General features: G+C 45.7%; 18 protein-coding genes. 5 read left to right on the forward strand and 13 right to left on the reverse strand.

All coding sequences use genetic code 11. The annotated features are described in order from the left end of the window. Positions 1–25: 25 nt before the first annotated feature. The 3 genes from BC8716_RS03680 to BC8716_RS03690 form a co-directional block, all read right to left on the reverse strand. Positions 26–1,135 carry an NAD(P)/FAD-dependent oxidoreductase gene (locus BC8716_RS03680; protein WP_094423986.1) on the reverse strand — a complete coding sequence of 370 codons (1,110 nt, stop codon included), beginning with the start codon at positions 1,133–1,135 and terminating at the stop codon, positions 26–28. 91 nt (positions 1,136–1,226) lie between these two features. Then, positions 1,227–1,865 carry a DUF2306 domain-containing protein gene (locus BC8716_RS03685; RefSeq protein WP_094423987.1) on the reverse strand — a complete coding sequence of 213 codons (639 nt, stop codon included), beginning with the start codon at positions 1,863–1,865 and terminating at the stop codon, positions 1,227–1,229. A gap of 22 nt (positions 1,866–1,887) precedes the next feature. Continuing rightward, positions 1,888–2,922, reverse strand: coding sequence for a DJ-1/PfpI family protein (locus BC8716_RS03690; RefSeq protein WP_094423988.1), 1,035 nt, complete (start codon positions 2,920–2,922; stop codon positions 1,888–1,890). A 212-nt stretch (positions 2,923–3,134) separates the two neighbouring features. On the opposite strand from BC8716_RS03690, the gene BC8716_RS03695 reads away from it, so the two are divergent. Together BC8716_RS03695 and BC8716_RS03700 are read left to right on the forward strand one after the other, a co-directional pair. After that, entirely contained in the window at positions 3,135–3,818 is a 684-nt protein-coding gene (locus tag BC8716_RS03695) for a response regulator transcription factor (RefSeq protein WP_094423989.1), read from the forward strand. 1 nt (position 3,819) lies between these two features. Next, a complete protein-coding gene (locus tag BC8716_RS03700) occupies positions 3,820–5,136 on the forward strand; it encodes a sensor histidine kinase (protein ID WP_094423990.1) in 1,317 nt (438 codons plus the stop codon). A gap of 79 nt (positions 5,137–5,215) precedes the next feature. Here the strand turns inward: BC8716_RS03700 and BC8716_RS03705 are convergent, their stop codons facing one another. Continuing rightward, a complete protein-coding gene (locus BC8716_RS03705) occupies positions 5,216–6,031 on the reverse strand; it encodes a cytochrome c oxidase assembly protein (protein ID WP_094423991.1) in 816 nt (271 codons plus the stop codon). Next, on the reverse strand, positions 6,028–6,498 hold the full coding sequence (locus BC8716_RS03710; protein WP_094423992.1) for a DUF2243 domain-containing protein: 471 nt from the start codon (positions 6,496–6,498) through the stop codon (positions 6,028–6,030). Before BC8716_RS03710 ends, BC8716_RS03705 begins: the two co-directional genes overlap by 4 nt. Positions 6,499–6,663: 165 nt before the next feature. Here BC8716_RS03710 and BC8716_RS03715 point away from each other — a divergent pair, with 165 nt between their 5' ends. Beyond that, positions 6,664–7,479 carry an MBL fold metallo-hydrolase gene (locus BC8716_RS03715; protein ID WP_094423993.1) on the forward strand — a complete coding sequence of 272 codons (816 nt, stop codon included), beginning with the start codon at positions 6,664–6,666 and terminating at the stop codon, positions 7,477–7,479. 89 nt (positions 7,480–7,568) lie between these two features. Here the strand turns inward: BC8716_RS03715 and BC8716_RS03720 are convergent, their stop codons facing one another. From BC8716_RS03720 to BC8716_RS03740, 5 genes are read right to left on the reverse strand one after another with little or no spacing between them, the layout of a single operon-like run. After that, entirely contained in the window at positions 7,569–8,915 is a 1,347-nt protein-coding gene (locus BC8716_RS03720) for a GntP family permease (RefSeq protein ID WP_094423994.1), read from the reverse strand. Between the two features lie 45 nt (positions 8,916–8,960). Further along, on the reverse strand, positions 8,961–10,109 hold the full coding sequence (dgoD, locus tag BC8716_RS03725; protein WP_094423995.1) for a galactonate dehydratase: 1,149 nt from the start codon (positions 10,107–10,109) through the stop codon (positions 8,961–8,963). Next, a complete protein-coding gene (locus BC8716_RS03730; protein WP_094423996.1) occupies positions 10,099–10,767 on the reverse strand; it encodes a bifunctional 4-hydroxy-2-oxoglutarate aldolase/2-dehydro-3-deoxy-phosphogluconate aldolase in 669 nt (222 codons plus the stop codon). Before BC8716_RS03730 ends, dgoD begins: the two co-directional genes overlap by 11 nt. Before the next feature lie 9 nt (positions 10,768–10,776). Beyond that, positions 10,777–11,724, reverse strand: coding sequence for a sugar kinase (locus BC8716_RS03735; RefSeq protein ID WP_094423997.1), 948 nt, complete (start codon positions 11,722–11,724; stop codon positions 10,777–10,779). Positions 11,725–11,753: 29 nt separating this feature from the next. Continuing rightward, the gene (locus tag BC8716_RS03740) at positions 11,754–12,503 is read right to left on the reverse strand and encodes an IclR family transcriptional regulator (RefSeq protein WP_094423998.1); all 750 of its coding nucleotides are present in this window, start codon (positions 12,501–12,503) and stop codon (positions 11,754–11,756) included. 338 nt (positions 12,504–12,841) lie between these two features. Here BC8716_RS03740 and BC8716_RS03745 point away from each other — a divergent pair, with 338 nt between their 5' ends. Then, a complete protein-coding gene (locus tag BC8716_RS03745; protein ID WP_094423999.1) occupies positions 12,842–13,453 on the forward strand; it encodes a GDSL-type esterase/lipase family protein in 612 nt (203 codons plus the stop codon). Between the two features lie 115 nt (positions 13,454–13,568). Here BC8716_RS03745 and BC8716_RS03750 read toward each other — a convergent pair whose 3' ends face one another. From BC8716_RS03750 to BC8716_RS03760, 3 genes are all read right to left on the reverse strand, one after another. After that, positions 13,569–14,831, reverse strand: coding sequence for an AAA family ATPase (locus tag BC8716_RS03750; RefSeq protein ID WP_094424000.1), 1,263 nt, complete (start codon positions 14,829–14,831; stop codon positions 13,569–13,571). 399 nt (positions 14,832–15,230) lie between these two features. Next, the gene (locus tag BC8716_RS03755; RefSeq protein ID WP_094424001.1) at positions 15,231–15,431 is read right to left on the reverse strand and encodes a hypothetical protein; all 201 of its coding nucleotides are present in this window, start codon (positions 15,429–15,431) and stop codon (positions 15,231–15,233) included. 13 nt (positions 15,432–15,444) lie between these two features. Continuing rightward, positions 15,445–15,723, reverse strand: a complete 279-nt coding sequence (locus BC8716_RS03760) for a DUF2642 domain-containing protein (protein WP_094424002.1) — start codon at positions 15,721–15,723, stop codon at positions 15,445–15,447. A gap of 222 nt (positions 15,724–15,945) precedes the next feature. Here BC8716_RS03760 and BC8716_RS03765 point away from each other — a divergent pair, with 222 nt between their 5' ends. Beyond that, a complete protein-coding gene (locus BC8716_RS03765) occupies positions 15,946–17,229 on the forward strand; it encodes a glycosyltransferase family 2 protein (protein ID WP_157730345.1) in 1,284 nt (427 codons plus the stop codon). Positions 17,230–17,644: the final 415 nt, after the last annotated feature.

The raw sequence follows: 17,644 nt of genomic DNA on the forward strand, positions 1-17,644 counted from the left end.
AGCTGCCTCCGGCAGCTCACTTTGTTTAAGGAAAACGCAATGGATCGTAAGGAGCTAGATCAATATCTGGTTCCTCGCCGATTGCCAAAGAGGCGGCTAACGTTCCCACATAGGGCCCCATTGTCAAACCCGATGCGCCAAGCCCTGTTGCGATCACTAGCCCTTTTAACGCTTTTACTTTGCCTAGAAGAGGCTTTAAGTCTTTACTGGCTGGGCGAAAGCCAATTCGGACTTCGCGCAGCGAACCTTCGCCGAGTCCAGGGGCAACACGGAGCCCTTCATCGAGTACTTCATAGACGCCGCCTGCCGTTAGGCGGTAATCAAACCCTGATCCTGTTTCTCTCGTTGCCCCAATGACGACCCGGGCATCATCAAAACAGACTAAATAATGGCTCGTTTGCGGAAGGACGACTGGCCATTTCGACGTATCATACCCTTCCATGCCAATGTGGGCAATTTGTCCTCTTTGCGGCTCGACTTCTATCGTTATTCCAATAGACTCTGCCAACTGTTTCACCCATGCCCCTGATGCGGCAATGACCGTGTCCCCTTCATATACGGCCCCCTCTATTTCCACGCCGCAAATGGCTTCTTCCCGGTATACAAGGCGTGCTTCACCCTCAACTACTTGGGCGCCATGCTTTTTGGCAGCACGGCACAAAGCGTCGCGTAACAATCGTCCGTCAAGGCGGGCAGCTCCTTCAACAAAAACAGCTTCTAGCCCTTCTTTCAGCGGTGGGAATAACGCCTTCGCCTCCCTATACGATAACCGTTTAATTTCGCCTACTTCTGGGGTATCTTGTTTCCTTTGCCGGGCCCGAGCTTCCATTGCGGCAAGCTCGCTTTCCTCTTCATTGACACCTAGTGCTCCGACGAAAGCAAAGCCAACATGCTCCTCCCCATCTTCTTTCAGCCTTTCCATCAGCTCTGGATAGTAAAGTGCTCCGTTGCGAGCGAGCCTGTACCAATCAGGATCGTCTGTTTTCGAGATCCATGGACAAACAATGCCAGCGCCTGCAGCTGTTGCTTCTCCTTTAAAACGTTTATCGACTAGAATAACGTCTTCCCCTTTTCTGGCTAGATGATAGGCCGCGCTTGCCCCGACTATTCCGGCTCCAACCACTATCGTTGTCATTTGCCTCCCCCTTGTTCCTATCGCTTTTTAATTAGTCTATCATTTCAGTTTCAGCGATGTAAGATAAAGTAGAAAACAAATATGGGTTTTGCTATGAAGTCACTTGCCAATCGCCGATTAAGCGGATGACGATAGCAGGAATAACGAGCAGCACTACAATAGCGCCATAAACACCGATTGTATAGCTGGTTGGATAATCAAGGCCAAATCCTTGGTTCACCCCGGCCGTAATTAAATGAAGAACCATGTTCGTAAAACAAAAGGCGTAACTGCGGATCATCCAGTTGCGATGTTGGGTCATTCGTTTCTTTTTGATCTGAACGAGCGCGATTATTGTTATAAGCGGCCAAATGATGTTGATTGCATTGAAACCAATGCTGACGATTTTGCCTCCTGTTGCGTATGGGGCCATGTAGCCCGATGTGAGGACGACAATAAGGACAGATACGAAATAAAGGTAGCCGTTTAAGCGGTGGAACTTGCGGCTTTTGGCAAAGACACGCTTTGAAAAGTTGAGCAGCCCTACCGCCATCGCAATACAAGCAAACGCCACGTGAATGTACATTACGTTTAGCCAGACCGGTACATTTAACTCTCGTGTAAGCCCCGTTTTATGGCTTAAAAATGTTTCTGCTCCTGGGTCAATGACATAATTGTATACGAACGCGTAAACGATAAAGACAGTACTGATACAGACAAGTAGCCTAAAGAAGATTTTCTGCTTATTCATGTGTAATAAAACCTCATTTTCGTCATAAAATCCGCTTCCCGGTCAATTTTGACGCAGGCAGCACAGCAGCCTTAGCGGTACCTACCATTTTGTTCCCGTCCACACTGACTTCAAATTTTAAATTTAAGCGCATCGGTTTCGTAATTGGCAGCGACCAAGTCAACTTATTGTCTTGAATGACGGGATTGACGAATTCAACCGTTTCCTCTCCTTGTATTGCTTTGCCACGGATCATCTCCTTGTCCGTCGAGATCGATAGGGCAACATCCAGTTTGCCAACTGGCGTTGTGATTTCTGTGGCCCAATCGCCGTCGAAGACAGATGCTTGTCTAGATTGGTGATGGATGGCGCTATCTGTATGGTCAACTTTATTCGCTGTACCGCTTTCATCGTTCTCTGCCTTCGCAGTATCATTACGTGGGACAAGCCCTACGTCGCGCCAAACCGTTCCCCTCCGCTCGAATTCAAATAGCTGCTCAACAGCATGGGCGATGCGAGGGCCAAGTTCTCGTTCAACAAGATAGAGGGCAACATCCAGTCCCGATGTGACACCGCCGCCGCTTACGAAATTGCCATCATCGACGACACGTGCTGGGACAGGCGTCGCGCCAGTAGCAGCGAGCGCATCCATGCCTAGATGATGTGTAACAGTATATCTGCCTTCCAGCAAGCCACCCATCGCTAACAACAGGGAGCCGCCGCACACTGCAGCGATGACAATATCTTTCTGGTTGAGTGCATGCTCAACCATTCCGGTCAATTCTGTATTCATCGCCCGGCCTAATATCGCCGGGATTGAATCAGGTCCATCCCCATCGACAGCACCAGCTGCCCCAGGGACGAGAATGATTCCTGGTCGTGTCGGGTCTAGTTTTTCCTTTGCTTCGAGTAGGACGTCGTTGACGCCGCTCTTCACAGATCTTGCTCCTTCAGCAGTCACAAATTCGACGCTGAGATTGTCGTTAAGATTCATTGAAGCTGCGTGAAAAACTTCATAAGGGGCAATCGCATCCAAAAGATCGAATCCATCAAATAGAACAATTTGTATCGATAACATCTTCGTTTCTCCTCCACATCCATTTAGTTAACAAACTGGGCTCCTTGCATTGAAAAACGAGGGGAACTGCTTCGATACAAATCATAACAACGAACACTCTCAAATGACGTTAGAAAAAAATCACAAAACGATCAACAATCGATCACAAAACAGGCGTCTGCATTGGTTTTGGCTGAAAAAATGATAAACTAAAGTGTAAAGGTGGGAAGTTTATGAATCCAAAGACCATACTCGTCGTCGACGATGACCAAAGTATTGCCGATTTGTTAAGGGATTTTTTAGAAAACGATCATTTTTACGTACTAACCGCCTCCAATACAGAGGAAGCATGGGAGGCTTTCCAGCAAAGCGCTGTCGATTGTCTAATCCTAGATATCATGATGCCTGGAGAAAATGGATTTGCGTTCTGTCGTCGGATTCGCGCAAAAAGTGACGTTCCGATCTTGTTCTTAAGTGCACGGAGCGCTGATGTCGACAAAATTCGCGGCCTGACCCTTGGAGGCGACGATTATATAGTAAAAACGGCTTCGCCTGGAGAAATTGTTGCCAGAGTGAAAGCCGTCCTACGACGTTCTGCTTCAAATCAGCCACCGACTGAAACGATCTTGGATTTTGGCCGCCTTACGTTAAACCTGACAACACGAGAACTTGCCGTGGACGGAAAAAACGTAATGCTGACCCCAAAGGAATATGAACTGCTGCGATTATTTTTAGAACACCCAAGGCATGTTTTTTCCTATGACCAACTTCTCGATAAGCTGTGGGATGGCGTAGGCGACAAGCACACCGTTCGCGTTCATCTTAGCCGCCTTCGCGAGAAAATAGAAGCGGACCCGAATGATCCTCAATACATTGTGAACGTATGGGGAATTGGGTATCGCTTCGAAGGACGATAACATGCCTACACTGCGTATCCGTACATTTACAGTACTCTGTTTTTTCTTCATTCTATCATTGCCGTGGATTTTTTATGTGACAGCACACTTCATGGAAACAAAAACGTTTCGCTTCTCTACACCCGACGAAAACTTACAAAAGCATGTAACAGAGGCCATTCATTCGATCGAAACGAATGGAGACAACTGGACAGACGCCAATTGGCAACGTCAACTAGAAACTCAACTACGGGAGGCCGATCTGGAAGTCGCAATTTTGTCCGCGTCTAACCAAGAAATGTATCGCTCGAATCCAGAAAGCAGCAGTTGGTTTTCGTCAACAGAACGATTCTCCCTCATCGAGGACGGCGAGTTACTTGGCAAAGTGGTCATTTACGTGCCAAACTCACGAATTGTCCCGACGCTTTCAGCAATCGTTGGCTTTTTACTTGCATTTGTCATTGTTGGCATCGCCTTGCGGAGGTTCTTTCTTCAACCACTCGAAAGAATGGGTTTAGTCGCTCGAAAAGTAGCCGACGGAGATTTTGATGCACACTTGCCAATGTGCAGGATAACAGAGATTGCCGATGTAGGCGCTGGATTTGAAGTGATGATGAAAGGACTGAGGACATCCGAGCATAAACAAATGGCACTGGAAGAAGAACGGCGCTTCATGATTGCAGCGATTGCCCACGATTTGCGAACGCCGCTGTTCGCCTTACGGGGATATTTAGATGGGCTGGAACAAGGCATAGCTAAGTCTCCAGACAAAATAACAAAATATGTGGCGGTTTGTAAGGAAAAGTCAAGGCAATTGGACAGGCTAGTAGAGGATTTGTTTACCTTTACAAAGATGGAGTATATGGAACAGCAAAAGAATGTGCGTCCGATTGATTTAAAAAACCTTTTTCAACAGACGATTGACGGCTTCCGCCCACTCGCCCAACAAAAACACATCTCGATCTCAACAGATTTTGAAGAGAGCTGCATGATTCGCGGCGACAGCCACTTGCTAGAACGTGCCTTGAACAACCTTTTCGATAATGCCATTCGCCATACGCCCTCATCGGGCAATATCGTTGTCCGCTGTTATAAGGAAGACGCTAAAGTGACGTTTTCTCTAAAAGATACTGGGCCGGGCTTCTCCTCTGAGGAATTAGAGCATGTGTTTGAACCTCTATTTCGTGGTGAAGTGTCAAGAAACCGTTCCACAGGAGGAAGTGGGTTAGGATTGACGATTTCCCAACGAATTATAAGGCAACACGGGGGAGAACTAGCTGCCAAGAACCACTTAGATGGCGGGGCGCTCATAAGTGGTTGGCTGCCTGTAGAGGATTAACGCGAAAAAAGGAACGCTTGCGTTTGCCAAAGCGTTCCTAAAAGTTGTTGCGTTTGTTGCAAACATGGGCCATTTCTATTTATATGTTCGCTCTGCTGTTTTCTTGCAACAATAAAGAGGCACGCGCACTCCGGCGCGTTGCTTTGTACCATTGAAAACAAAAAATAAATAGAAGCAACAAGTCAATTGCATCCCCGCCATAATACATGAGCATCGCCCCTGTCTGTGCTTGTTCAGGAGCAACACCTACGGGCGGATTGGCGTAAATCCATTTCGATAAAATGCCGTGTCCGGCGAGCGCGATGACTAGCACAATCGCCCTGTACAAAAAAGGTTTGCGATGTGACACAGGGTCAATGTAGATCATGGAAATCGTGAACATATAGCCTGCCAAAAAAACGTGAATGTGGATCAGAAAGTAAAGAAACGGATGGGCATGCATGAATGCAAACAAGCTTGTTGTATAAAGAAGCCATAAAGCGCCGATGTTTAATAACGATGCTACAATGGGATCGGCAGTCACTTGTGGTATCTTGCTGCGTAATAACTGGCTAACGCCTTTTGCCATTGGCACAGGCAATGTCCGCACCAACAGCGTCACCGGCGCTGCTAATGCCATCAACAGAGGCGCAAGCATTCCTAACAGCAAGTGTCCGACCATATGGAAGGCAAAATCAGTATGTGCCTTTTCCGCTATAGGCCCCGCCACCGCTAGATAGGCGGCGAAACAGCCGGCGATCCAAATGAGCGTTCGGTAAAGGGGCCATGGCTTTCGAGTCCTATAGGATAATAAAACAGCAACGACATAGAGCACGAAAGCACCGACAAACGGCAATGTGAGTAACAATTGGGCAAAAAACCATTCTAACTCGTTTGCCATACCTGGGTGGTTCATGGCTGCCGCCTTTGGCCTGTTCTGTATACAAGAACGGCACCGCAGATCACTAAAAGAATGGCAATCGCATTCCAGACAATATCATAGATATACACATTTTCCACGTAGCGAATTTGATGAATCCGCATCCACTTATGTTGAATCGTGCCATCATACAATTGGAAAGCCCCTGAGCCAAGTAAAATTCCGCCAAGCCACCTTTTGCCCCACCAACCGCGGCGGGATTTCAGGTCGGCCAGCAAGAACATTCCCGAAACGCTCGCAAACCAGCCAAATGCATGAAAGATACCATCTGAAATGATCCCTATTGTTCTAGTCGACTTGTCGTAAAAATGATGCCATTGCAATAATTGATGGAACAAGACTTCATCTAAAAAAGCAGCGATGCCGACGCCAACTAATACGCCGGACCAAAGATTCCGTTTTAAGTACAAGTGCCGCAGTTCCTGCTTCATCTGCTTTGGCATTCTCATAACCTCCTTGTTCGTTCACTATTACTAGTCTATCCATCTAGCAATTAAATCAAACACATGGTATAAGACAGACAAAGGCCAACGCAATAGCCAGAAAATAAGTCTCTTTGTTATAATGTAGTGAATGATCATTCATTCACAAAAGAGGTGGAGCAAAGTATGAAGAAAACGATGGAGCAACATTCCGTAAATGGCGTGTCCATGGCGAACGGGAGCGTTTCATTTCGTTCGGTCACTTTAAATGTATATAGCTTCGCTATCGATGGGATTATCATTGACGCTGGTGCTTCCGCACTAAAAAAAGGCTTTCTCCCTTTCTGGAAACAACAGCCGATTGATGCTCTATATTGCACCCATCTCCATGAAGACCATACAGGCTGCGCCACTTGGTTTGAACAACAACTGCATGTTCCGATTTACTTGCACGAATCTTCTCTTTCCGCAGCTAGGAAGACTGGCGACTATCCCCTTTATCGGAAACTGTTTTGGGGCAAGCGCAAACCGTTTCACCCTGCTGCGATTCCGGCAACATTCCAAACGAGGCACTCGAACTGGGTCAGTATTTTTACGCCTGGACACGCCACTGACCACGTTGCCTTCCTAAATAAATCGACTGGGCAACTGTTTACAGGCGATCTCTATGTACAAACAAAAACAAAACTTATTATGGATGGTGAGTCTGTTCCACAAATTATCGCCTCGCTCCATAAATTGTTGCAGTATGATTTCGAAGACGTTTTTTGCAGTCATGCTGGCTATTTAAAGCAGGGCCGCAAAAAGCTACTACTAAAACGAGACTATTTAGAGGCATTAAGCAACCAAGTCCACGATCTTTACAAAAGCGGACTCCCCATTAAGGAAATCCAAAAGCGCCTTTTCCCTCGGACATACCCCATTACCCGATTTTCAAAAGGCGAATGGGACTCCGCTCACTTGATCAAGTCTGCCTTAGAGTATACCGTTGGCAATCAATAGTAGAAAAAAACAAGCAGCCTCTGCGAAGGAAGCTGCTTGCCCATGACTTGTCCGCCTTTTAGGCAGCTTAGCCGATACACTGCCGTCTTTCAGGAAAAGAAAAAGCTGAGTGCGAACACAATGATAAAACCTGTCAAACCGATGATCGTCTCCATGACTGTCCACGATTTCAATGTGTCTTTTTCCGACATATCCAACAACTGGTTAACGAGCCAAAAACCTGAGTCGTTTACGTGGGAAAGGACAGTCGCGCCACAAGCGATGGCAATCGCAATCAATGCGAGAGACGGCTGCGAGAGCGCTGCCATATCTACAATAGGCGAAACGAGTCCCGCTGCCGTAATCATCGCGACAGTGGCAGATCCTTGTGCGACACGGACAAATGTGGAGATGAGAAAAGCTAGCAACACAAGCGGAAAGCCAGAAGCCGCCATTAAATTACCCATCGTTTCACCAACGCCGCTTTGAATCAAAACTTCTTTAAAAACGCCGCCGGCGCCTGTAATTAAAATGACAATGCCAGCTGGTTCCAATGCTTTTGTTGTAATCGTTTGCATATGTTCTTTAGAAACGCCGCGGCGCTTTCCTAGAAAGTACATCGCAAGCAACGTTGCCAGGATTAAAGCGACAAACGGATGGCCGATAAACATAAGGGCCGTTTTTAAAGGGCCATCTTTTAACACTTGTCCTCCAGTTGTGTTTAATAAGATTAATACAAGTGGAGACAAAATGATCAAGCAGATTAAGCCAAAGTGTGGCAACTGTTTATCTGCCGCTTCTTGTTTAGCGGCTTCAGCAATATGGTCAGGCACAGCAACGTGGATTTTATTGCCGATATAACGGCCAAATATAGGGCCAGCCACAATCATTGCTGGCAAGCCGGCAATGACGCCAAACAGCATCATCCAACCTAAGTCGACGCCAAGAACAGAAGCGACCGCAATCGGCCCGGGCGTTGGCGGAATAAAACTGTGTGCAACGGCGAGCCCGGCAAGGAGCGGGATCGCGTAATAGAGCAATGATCTATTTGTACGCATTGCCAAGCTATAAACGATCGGAATTAAAATGACGAGCGCTACGTCGAGAAAGACGGGAATGGCGACAATAAAGCCAGTCAATCCGAGCGCCCACACAGCACGTTTTTCACCGAATGTGTCTACTAACGTAAACGCCAGGCGTTCAGCGCCGCCTGAGATGCGGAGAATTTCACCAAACATGGCGCCAAGGCCGACGACAACGGCTATAAACCCGAGTGTGCCGCCCATTCCTTTCTCAATCGTCTCAAGGAGATTAAGGGGATCCATGCCAGTGAACAGGCCGATAAAAATACTTGCGAGCAATAACGCTATAAATGCTTGCATTTTTGAGCGCATAATCAAATAAAGCAAAATCGCGATTCCAATGATTGTGATGACGATCAACCAAGTTCCGGACATAATAACCTCCAAATTTCAGCCATGATAGCCATGATGTTTAGCAGCTTACCACTCTGCAACGCTGTTGTCTTGATGTCTCCAGACAGGGTTTCGCCAATTGTGGCCTGTTTCGCTCATCTTGCGGACATGGTCCTCATTAATTTCAATGCCAAGCCCAGGTTTGTTCGGTATGTCCACATAACCATCTTTATAGTGGAAAACGCTGCCATCGACGAGATAATCGAGAAGATCAGATCCTTCATTGTAATGGATACCAAGGCTTTGTTCTTGGATAAACGCATTGTGGCAAGTTGCATCCACTTGCAGGCATGCCGCGAGTGCAATTGGTCCAAGTGGGCAATGGGGAGCGGCAGCCACATCAAATGCCTCAGCCATTGATAGAATTTTCTTGCATTCAGTAATGCCGCCAGCATGGGACAAATCTGGCTGGATAATATCGACATAGCCGTCAACGAGCACTTGTTTAAAATCCCATTTCGAAAACATCCGCTCTCCTGTTGCGATTGGAATAGCTGTGTTTCTGGCAATTTCCCGTAATGCCTCATTGTTTTCCGGCAGCACGGGCTCTTCAATAAACATCGGCTTAAATGGTTCTAACTCTTTGGCAAGAATCTTGGCCATTGGCTTATGGACGCGTCCATGAAAATCGACACCTATCCCGACATACGGGCCAACAGCTTCGCGAATCGCAGCCACATTAGAAAGGACGCGGTCAATTTTTTCAAAGGAATCAATATATTGCATTTCATCGGTTGCATTCATTTTCACAGCTGTAAAGCCTTTGTCAACTACTTGTTTCGCTGCAGCGCCAACTTCATTAGGGCGATCTCCGCCAATCCATGAGTATACTCTTATCTTGTCTCGTGCTTTGCCGCCAAGCAACTGGTGAACAGGCACATTGTGGTACTTCCCTAAAATATCCCACAATGCTTGGTCAATACCGGAAATGGCGCTCATTAATATTGGCCCACCACGATAAAAACCGCCGCGGTACAGAACATTCCAATGGTCTTCAATTTGAAAAGGATCTTTGCCAATCAAGTATTCCATCAGCTCATGCACAGCGGCCTCTACAGTAGCAGCACGCCCCTCAACTACAGGTTCGCCCCAACCAGTCATTCCTTCGTCCGTCTCTATTTTCAAAAACAGCCACCGTGGCTGGACTTTGAACAGTTCATAGCTTTTAATTTTCAATATTTGTTCTCCCCTCTTTCTGATCTTTCATTGCTTGCTCAAGTGCCGCTACATAGTTTTTCGCTTTTTCCGTAAGCTCGCGAAGATAGGCAGGCGTCACTTCGGCCTTGCCATCTACTAAAGAACTGCCAATGCCAAATCCGACAGCTCCTGCTTGTTTAAAAGCACCAATGTTCTGGTCATTGACTCCGCCTGTTGGCAAAAGCGGAATATGGGACAACGGCCCGCGAATGTCTTTGATGTAACCTGGACCTGCGCTTGCCGGAAAAACTTTGACAATATCGGCTCCAAGCTCGTAAGCGCTTAAAATTTCTGTCGGCGTATAGGCACCTGGTATGCTGACTTTGCCATAGCGTTTCGTCATTTCAATCGTTGCCGCTTTTACAGTCGGGGAAAGGATAAAATCAGCTCCCGCTTGGATCGCTGAAAATGCCGCTTCCGGATCTAAGACCGTTCCAGCGCCAATTTTCATTTCGCGGCCCAGTTCCCTTGACAACATACGAAGCGATTCGAATGCGTCAGGGGAATTAAGGGCGACTTCAACTAAGCAAATGCCTCCCTCCTTAAGAGCGCTTCCAATTTTCACTGCGTTCTCTGGCGGCACACCACGGATAATTGCAATCAGTTGGTGCTTGTAAATGGCTTGTAACGTTTCCATATTTTCCTCCTAACGATTCACGTCTTCTCCATTTTGTTGGAAAGCATGCAATGTTTGCCGAGAGGGCAATCCTTCAATGTCGCCGTGCACTTGGGTAACAAAAGCGCCTATCGCACAACCGCGCCCGACTGCCTCTTCAATCGCGAGCCCATCTAGCAAACCTGACAAAACACCTGCGGCAAATCCGTCACCAGCACCAATTGGGTCAACCACTTCCTTTACTGGAAATGGAGCAACATAGCCAGACTGTTCTGTGCTCTTGTAATAAGCGCCTTTCTCACCGAGCTTGACAACGGTTAGCCGGGCGCCAAGATGTAAACAGCGATCGGCAATTTCCTCGCTATTGTTTGTGCCGAATAAATAGCGGCCTTCCCCAGACCCTGGCAAAACGATATCAGCCATGCCAATCAAACGCTCCAACAAACGCTTCTGTTTCTCCTCCGTCAGCAATTTTTTGCGTATATTTGGGTCAAACACGATTTTGACATGATGCTTCTTGGCCATTTCGACTAATACGAACGTTGCCTGCTCGCATGATTTGCTCAATAATGGCGTAATCCCTGTTAAATATAGAAACTTCGCTTTCTTAACGTAGTCCTCATCAATATCGGCAGACTCTAAACGGCTCGCCGCAGAACCCTTTCGGTAGTAGAGGATATTCGCCGTCTTCGCAGTCATTTGTTCTTTCAAAAAAAGCCCCGTTGGAGCCTGCTCATCCATGGTTACATACGTTGTATCGACGCCTTCACCACGGACAGATTGGATGATTTTCGCTCCTAACTCGTCAGCGCCGACTCGACTAATCCAGCCTGTTTTATGACCAAGTTTCGCTAATCCGATCAACGTGTTCGTCTCTGCGCCGGCCACACGGGCTGAAAAATTAGAAGCGTATCGAAGCTGTCCGTCCTCTTTAGGAGCAAACAACACCATTGTTTCACCTATGCTTACTACATCCATTCAAACACCTCTTCATGTACTGGCTTCCTCTAAAAAGCGTATCCGAGCTTTTGTGAAATTCCGTTTGCTGTGTCCATAACGTTGTTCACGATTTGGCTTTTTTGCCTCAGCATCCGTTCTTTTGGGCCAGCTACACTAATCGCCGCCTGCATTACTTTTGATGCGTCAAATATGGGCGCCGCCACGCAGTACAGCCCTTCCTCATTTTCTTCATCATCAATCGCATAACCTAGCTGTTCATATTCTTGCAAACGCGCCAGCAGCGTCTCTTTATCGGTGATTGTGTGTGGGGTGATCGGCTTAAGCAATACATGTTCTAAATAATCGACACGTTGCTCCTCCGGCATGAATGTCAAAAAAGCCTTGCCAAGCCCCGTGCAATAAAGAGGCTTTCGGCCGCCTAAATACGCTGACGTCCGAATCGAGCGATTGCTGTCGATTTTCGCCACGTATACAAGTTCCTGGTTGGCTAGTAGGGCCATAAACACCGTCTCCTCTACTGCTGAAGCTAACCGTTGCAGCGATTCAGCGCTTAACAAAGCAAGGTCGAGTGATTCACGAGCAGCATTGCCAATCGGGATCAGTTTTGGACCAAGGGCAAATTTTTTCGCTTGGTTTACAGATAGATAATTTTCACGATAAAGCGTATGGACTAAAGCAGACGTGCTACTTTGCGGCAAATCAAGAGATTCGCTAATTTCTTTGATGCTCAGCCCATTTACATGAACACTTAACAATTCAAAAATACGCAGAACCCTTTCCGCTGATTTAACGGACAATCATACTCGCCTCCTTATATCACATATGTGATATAAAATCTCTTATGTGATCTAAAAATACTCTAACATAGCTAATTGCTTTTTTGCAACAAAAATTTAAAGCGGTTTCAACATGTTCGCTGTTTAGCTCGTTTCTGTCATTCGCCATTCACCTTATGTGTATTTCTTGAACGGCATCCAAAAAGGGAAACAACAGATTTAGAGCGATTTTCCCTCTTCCCGTTTGAAATGACCATGCTGTTTTTCCACCTGATATCACGCAATAAATCTGGCAATGATGCCCGCCGTTCCACCTTTTTTCACTGTCCATACACTAAAGAAAGGAGGGAGGGGAGGCCATGTATTCATACGTCGCAATTGGAGATTCACTAGTCGTAGGGGTTGGCTCAACTAACGGATTTGTTGTACCTTATCGGAACATGGCGAGCCGCCGACTAGGACAGCCGATCCAAATAACAAAACTGGCTAGGATCGGGCTGACCTGTGAACAAATCTCCCGGATAACCTTTACGCATTATAAACAAATCGAGCGTGCCAATATCATAACGATTACAGCTGGAGGGAATAACTTTTTAGCTGCTTTACAGCAAACTAGTAGAACAGGATCCGTTGATCATTTGCCTAAAATAGCAGCTGGCGTTTACGCCTGTTTACATCAACTTATCCGTCAGATCACTTACGTAAAGCATAATCAGCACAAACCTTACATCGTCCGTGTGTTTAACCTTTATAACCCGCTAGCAAATATGCCAGTTATTCAGCAGCACCTCTTTCGTTTTAATCAGAGCTTATATACATTGGAGCGCTATCCAAATGTACGCATCGTCGATATTAGCTTTCTTTCAGATGGAGGGTTTCGATACCTATCAAGTGACGGGGTCCACCCAAATAACCGAGGCTATGAGAGGATGGCTGAGGCTGTTTATCAGACGGGGTTCCAGCCTCTGTAGAGAGCCCGCTTGATTTACATCATAAAAGCCAGCTAACTAGACAGATAGCTGGCTGTTCTTCTATTTAAATTTCCGTTCAACACAATCCTGCCTTACACCACCACAAACCTTTTCCCTAATGAAAACCTAGCTCGTCGCCGCCTTCCCACCACTTGCCAGTCTTGCTTTTCTTTTGTTCTTTTTTCATCGATTTGATCAGTTTGTTGATATCTACTTTGCCAGCAGTATGCTGTTCCATTGCCGCCGCTATAAACAATTCTTTGATTTGTGCAAAAGAAAACCCTTCGGTTTCACTAACAATTTTGTCTAAATCGGCTCTTTGGACAACCGTTTGGAAATTAAGAACCTTTACGTAACGATGGCGTAGCTCTTTATTAGGAAGAGGAATTTCATAGCCTCGGTCAAATCGGCCAGCCCGATTAATCAAACCTGGATCAATTTCTTCTGGATAGTTGGTTGTGCCAATTAAGAAAATCCCCTCTTTCGAAGTAGCGCCATCAAGCGTATTTAAGAAATAGGAACGAGCTTCTTCAGGCATAGAGTCGATGTCTTCTATGACTAAAATCATCGGCGCAAGACGTGTCGCTGACTCAAACACTTGGCTAATCGATTCACTTGAAGTAAATTCGGTAATTTGCCAATAGGCTACAGGGGCGTCAACGGTGCCAGCAATTGATTTAACGAGCGTTGTCTTGCCATTGCCAGGAGGGCCATAGAGCAAGATCCCCCGTTTATAAGGAATGTTAAACTTGGTAAAAAAAGACCGGTCTTCTGCGAAGAAATGGTCCAACATCTGGTATATTTCTTCCTTTACATCAGCCCGAAGCACCACCTCTTCCCGAGAAATAGCCCGCGTTACAGGTTGCTGTTCTTGAACAAACCCGTCCATCCCTTCTTTAAACACAAGCACTTCGTTCCGACTTTTATGCCACAGCCGGTTCCGTAACGTTTGCAGGAAGTTTTCCATTTCTAGAGGGCTTGTCGCCAACACACACTGCATGTACATAATGCTTGAATCATCAAAAACCGGGATGCGAGCAAAAGCAATGCCTGCATTTTTATAGGCATACACATTATTCTGGAGTGCCCGATGTACCCGATAAACAGGTTCACGGGCTTCCTCATCATATTCGAACGTTTGTGTCTCCAGCTTATCGAAAATTTTGGCTACATGCTCCACTTCTGGATTTACATTCTTAACATCTTCTTCAAAAATCGTCCATAACTCAAAATGGGCGTCATCCGTTTGATAAGGCTCAAATGTTTTGCCATAGGCGGCAAACAAAGCATCTTGAATGCCTCCAATCAGCCTCGCATACCCGGGATAGCCTTTCACGTCGTTTTTCTGGTCTGCACTTTCCTCATAAATGCACTTCATCTGCGTTACTCCTTCTCCTTTTCTCTTGAAGAAGTTCCTGAAAAAAATAGCCTTCTTCCCCATAAGTATAGCGCAACTTTTGTCCTAGGAGTATCCGTGCTTATTCATTGGAGATTTTGCTTCAATCATGTTTTCAAATGTTCGAGATCGTCGGCAAAGCGTTCCACCATTAGTTCGATAGCTTTCTCTCGCTGGCATCTCGCAAAGACAGTGACAAAAACAAAAAAAGCGCTTCCCGCCTTTTTTAGGACAGGAAGCGCGCAATCGAACATCTCCAGGACAGTTGTTATACAGCCAGTCACACTTTTCTAAAACGTTCCACTCGACAATTACAGCGCGTTCTCTGCTCATTTCCTTAAAGGCTACTGGCCGCTTGTTGTCCTATTAGGAAGCCAAAACTTATGGGAAACGGACAAAGTTGATAGCGCCGACGACGACACTTACCTGGATGCTTGGCCCGTATCCAGTCGATGTTATTACAACAACAATATTTGCTGTTACACTTAAGAGAATGCCTTCTATAAGGTTGTTGTCTGTTGCAATTTCAACCGTTTGGCCAAGTCGGGTCGCCAACTCATCTGTAAATAAATTTTCAAACACGTTTATCCCTCCTTTACTGTCCGCTTGCTGATTCAATTTCTGCTAAACGCACAAGCACTTGCGACCCGGTGTCTTCAATTATCACGATGTAGTCAGTCAGGACGGAAAGCAACGTCCCTGTTATTACACCAAATGGCGTCGTCACCGTTACCGTCTGACCAACTAAGCCAAGCAATAAATCCCTAATGCTTCCTGTCCCATTAGGAGGAGTTGGACCATTTAACTTCGCCAACCTCAATTCCAATAACAAATTTAACAACTGGAGAGTGAGAGATAATTCTCCGTTTGCCATAATGATTTACACTCCTTTCTTGTCTACAATCAATAAATGCGAATTTTGTCATCTTGTATAGATATGTTCCTACTTTTTAAACCTATTTTTATAAATTTCCATGGAAACCTAAGTTCCCTTCTAACGGTTTACTTGAATACCATGGCTCATAAGACTGCCGTCGTCTATCATTTGTCCTAATAGAAAAAACAAATGATTGGCGAAATAAGGAGGGATCGAATAATGAGCGACATCACGTTATTCTGTTTAAACTATGTGAGCCGAGCTTTATTGCAACAAGCGCTGTCTTCAATAAGCTCTTTAAAACCTCAAATCACGATGGTATACCTTGTCAATCCGCCAACAGCCTTTGACCATCAAAAATACCCCTACAATATGCAAACCATTGCCGTACCCGACCGAGAAATCGCTAACGCTTTAAACAGCGTTCTCCAATCATGCGACAGTACGTATGCGCTTTTTTTGCATAATGGTGACACTTTGTCTCCAAATGTACAGCCAAATCGTTTCACACTTTCCCGAGACAAAGCTGTGATAACATTTAAGCAGGCAATCGGGGGGCAGTTTTTAGAACAGCCTTTCTTAGTACGGACAGCTCTCTTTCAGGAAAAGCAGTTGCCCGACATCGCGCACTTGCCTTTTCGAGAAGCATTATTTCCCGCTTGGCTGCACAACGTCGAAACACGTCAAATTGTTCACACAGAGGATCGCTTGATTAAACGCCCCAGAGCCAACACTTCAAGAAGTGAACGCGAGAAATATGAGTATATGATGAAATACAGGAGTGCAAAAGCTGAAATTGCTTCGCCGAGCCTTGCCATTATCATGTCAGCCTTTAATATGACTGATTATCTTGAGACGGCGATTGCTTCTTGCTTTTTACAACACACACAGCCTGACCAATTGCTGATGATCGATGATGGCTCAGAAGACGATAGCTACGAAAAGATGCTGAAATGGGAAAAAAGGGAGCGTGTAAAGGTGCTTAAACAAAAAAATTACGGCAAAGCCCGTGCTTTAAATGCATTGCTCCCCCATGTCACTGCAGATTTTGTGATGGAATTAGATGCAGACGATTGGCTTGACCCGGATGCAATGTCGATAATTAAGAAAAAACTGCAACGTCTTCCTAAAAATGCGGCCGTTTTATACGGCAATTTTAGAAGATGGAAACAACAGCCAACAGGGGCTCTCCTTTATAAAACGATCGCAAAAGGAAAACCTGTCCGCACGGCAAGTGAACTCATTTCCTACCCTTTTCCACTAGGCCCGCGCATTTATCGCACAGCTCTGTTAAAACAAATCAATGGGTTTCCTGTCACACCATTTGAAAACGGCCGTTTGTATGAAGACGTGAGTGTCTTAGTGAAATTAATGAAGCAACCCGATTCGATTTTTTGCTATGAAGATTTCACTGTTTACAACATTCGCGAACATCCTACGAGCATCACACGACTCAATCGCCACAAATGGAACGCGTTTTTGCCTTATGCAGATGGTGATTGATAGAGACAGGTATTTGTTATCTAGGTTGATTTCAATCCCATACTGAAAAAAATAAAGGATTATTCATAGTAGTCCTGTGACTAAAATGAATAATCCTTTGCAAATGATTTTCATTTATTCTATCGATTGATAAACGAGCGCACGTATCCATGTGCACCTATGAATCTTCATTCTATATCATTAGTTCTCTCCAATGTGATTCCGCCTCGCTTTCATCCAATTGCTGCATAAACCATTGTGTTGCTTCGCGCAAAACGACTACTATCCACCCATCCACAAATTATGATCATCGTATTTCCACTCGTAGACTTGCCTAATTCGCTCTCTAATGGAGCCAAAAGCCGTTTCCGTTTATTTGAAACAAAATAGAATGAAGAAGCAACAAAAAGAATGATGAGAGAGGAGTTAGAAACCA

It is taken from the genome of Shouchella clausii (assembly GCF_002250115.1).
Taxonomy (GTDB): Bacteria; Bacillota; Bacilli; order Bacillales; family Bacillaceae_D; genus Shouchella; species Shouchella clausii.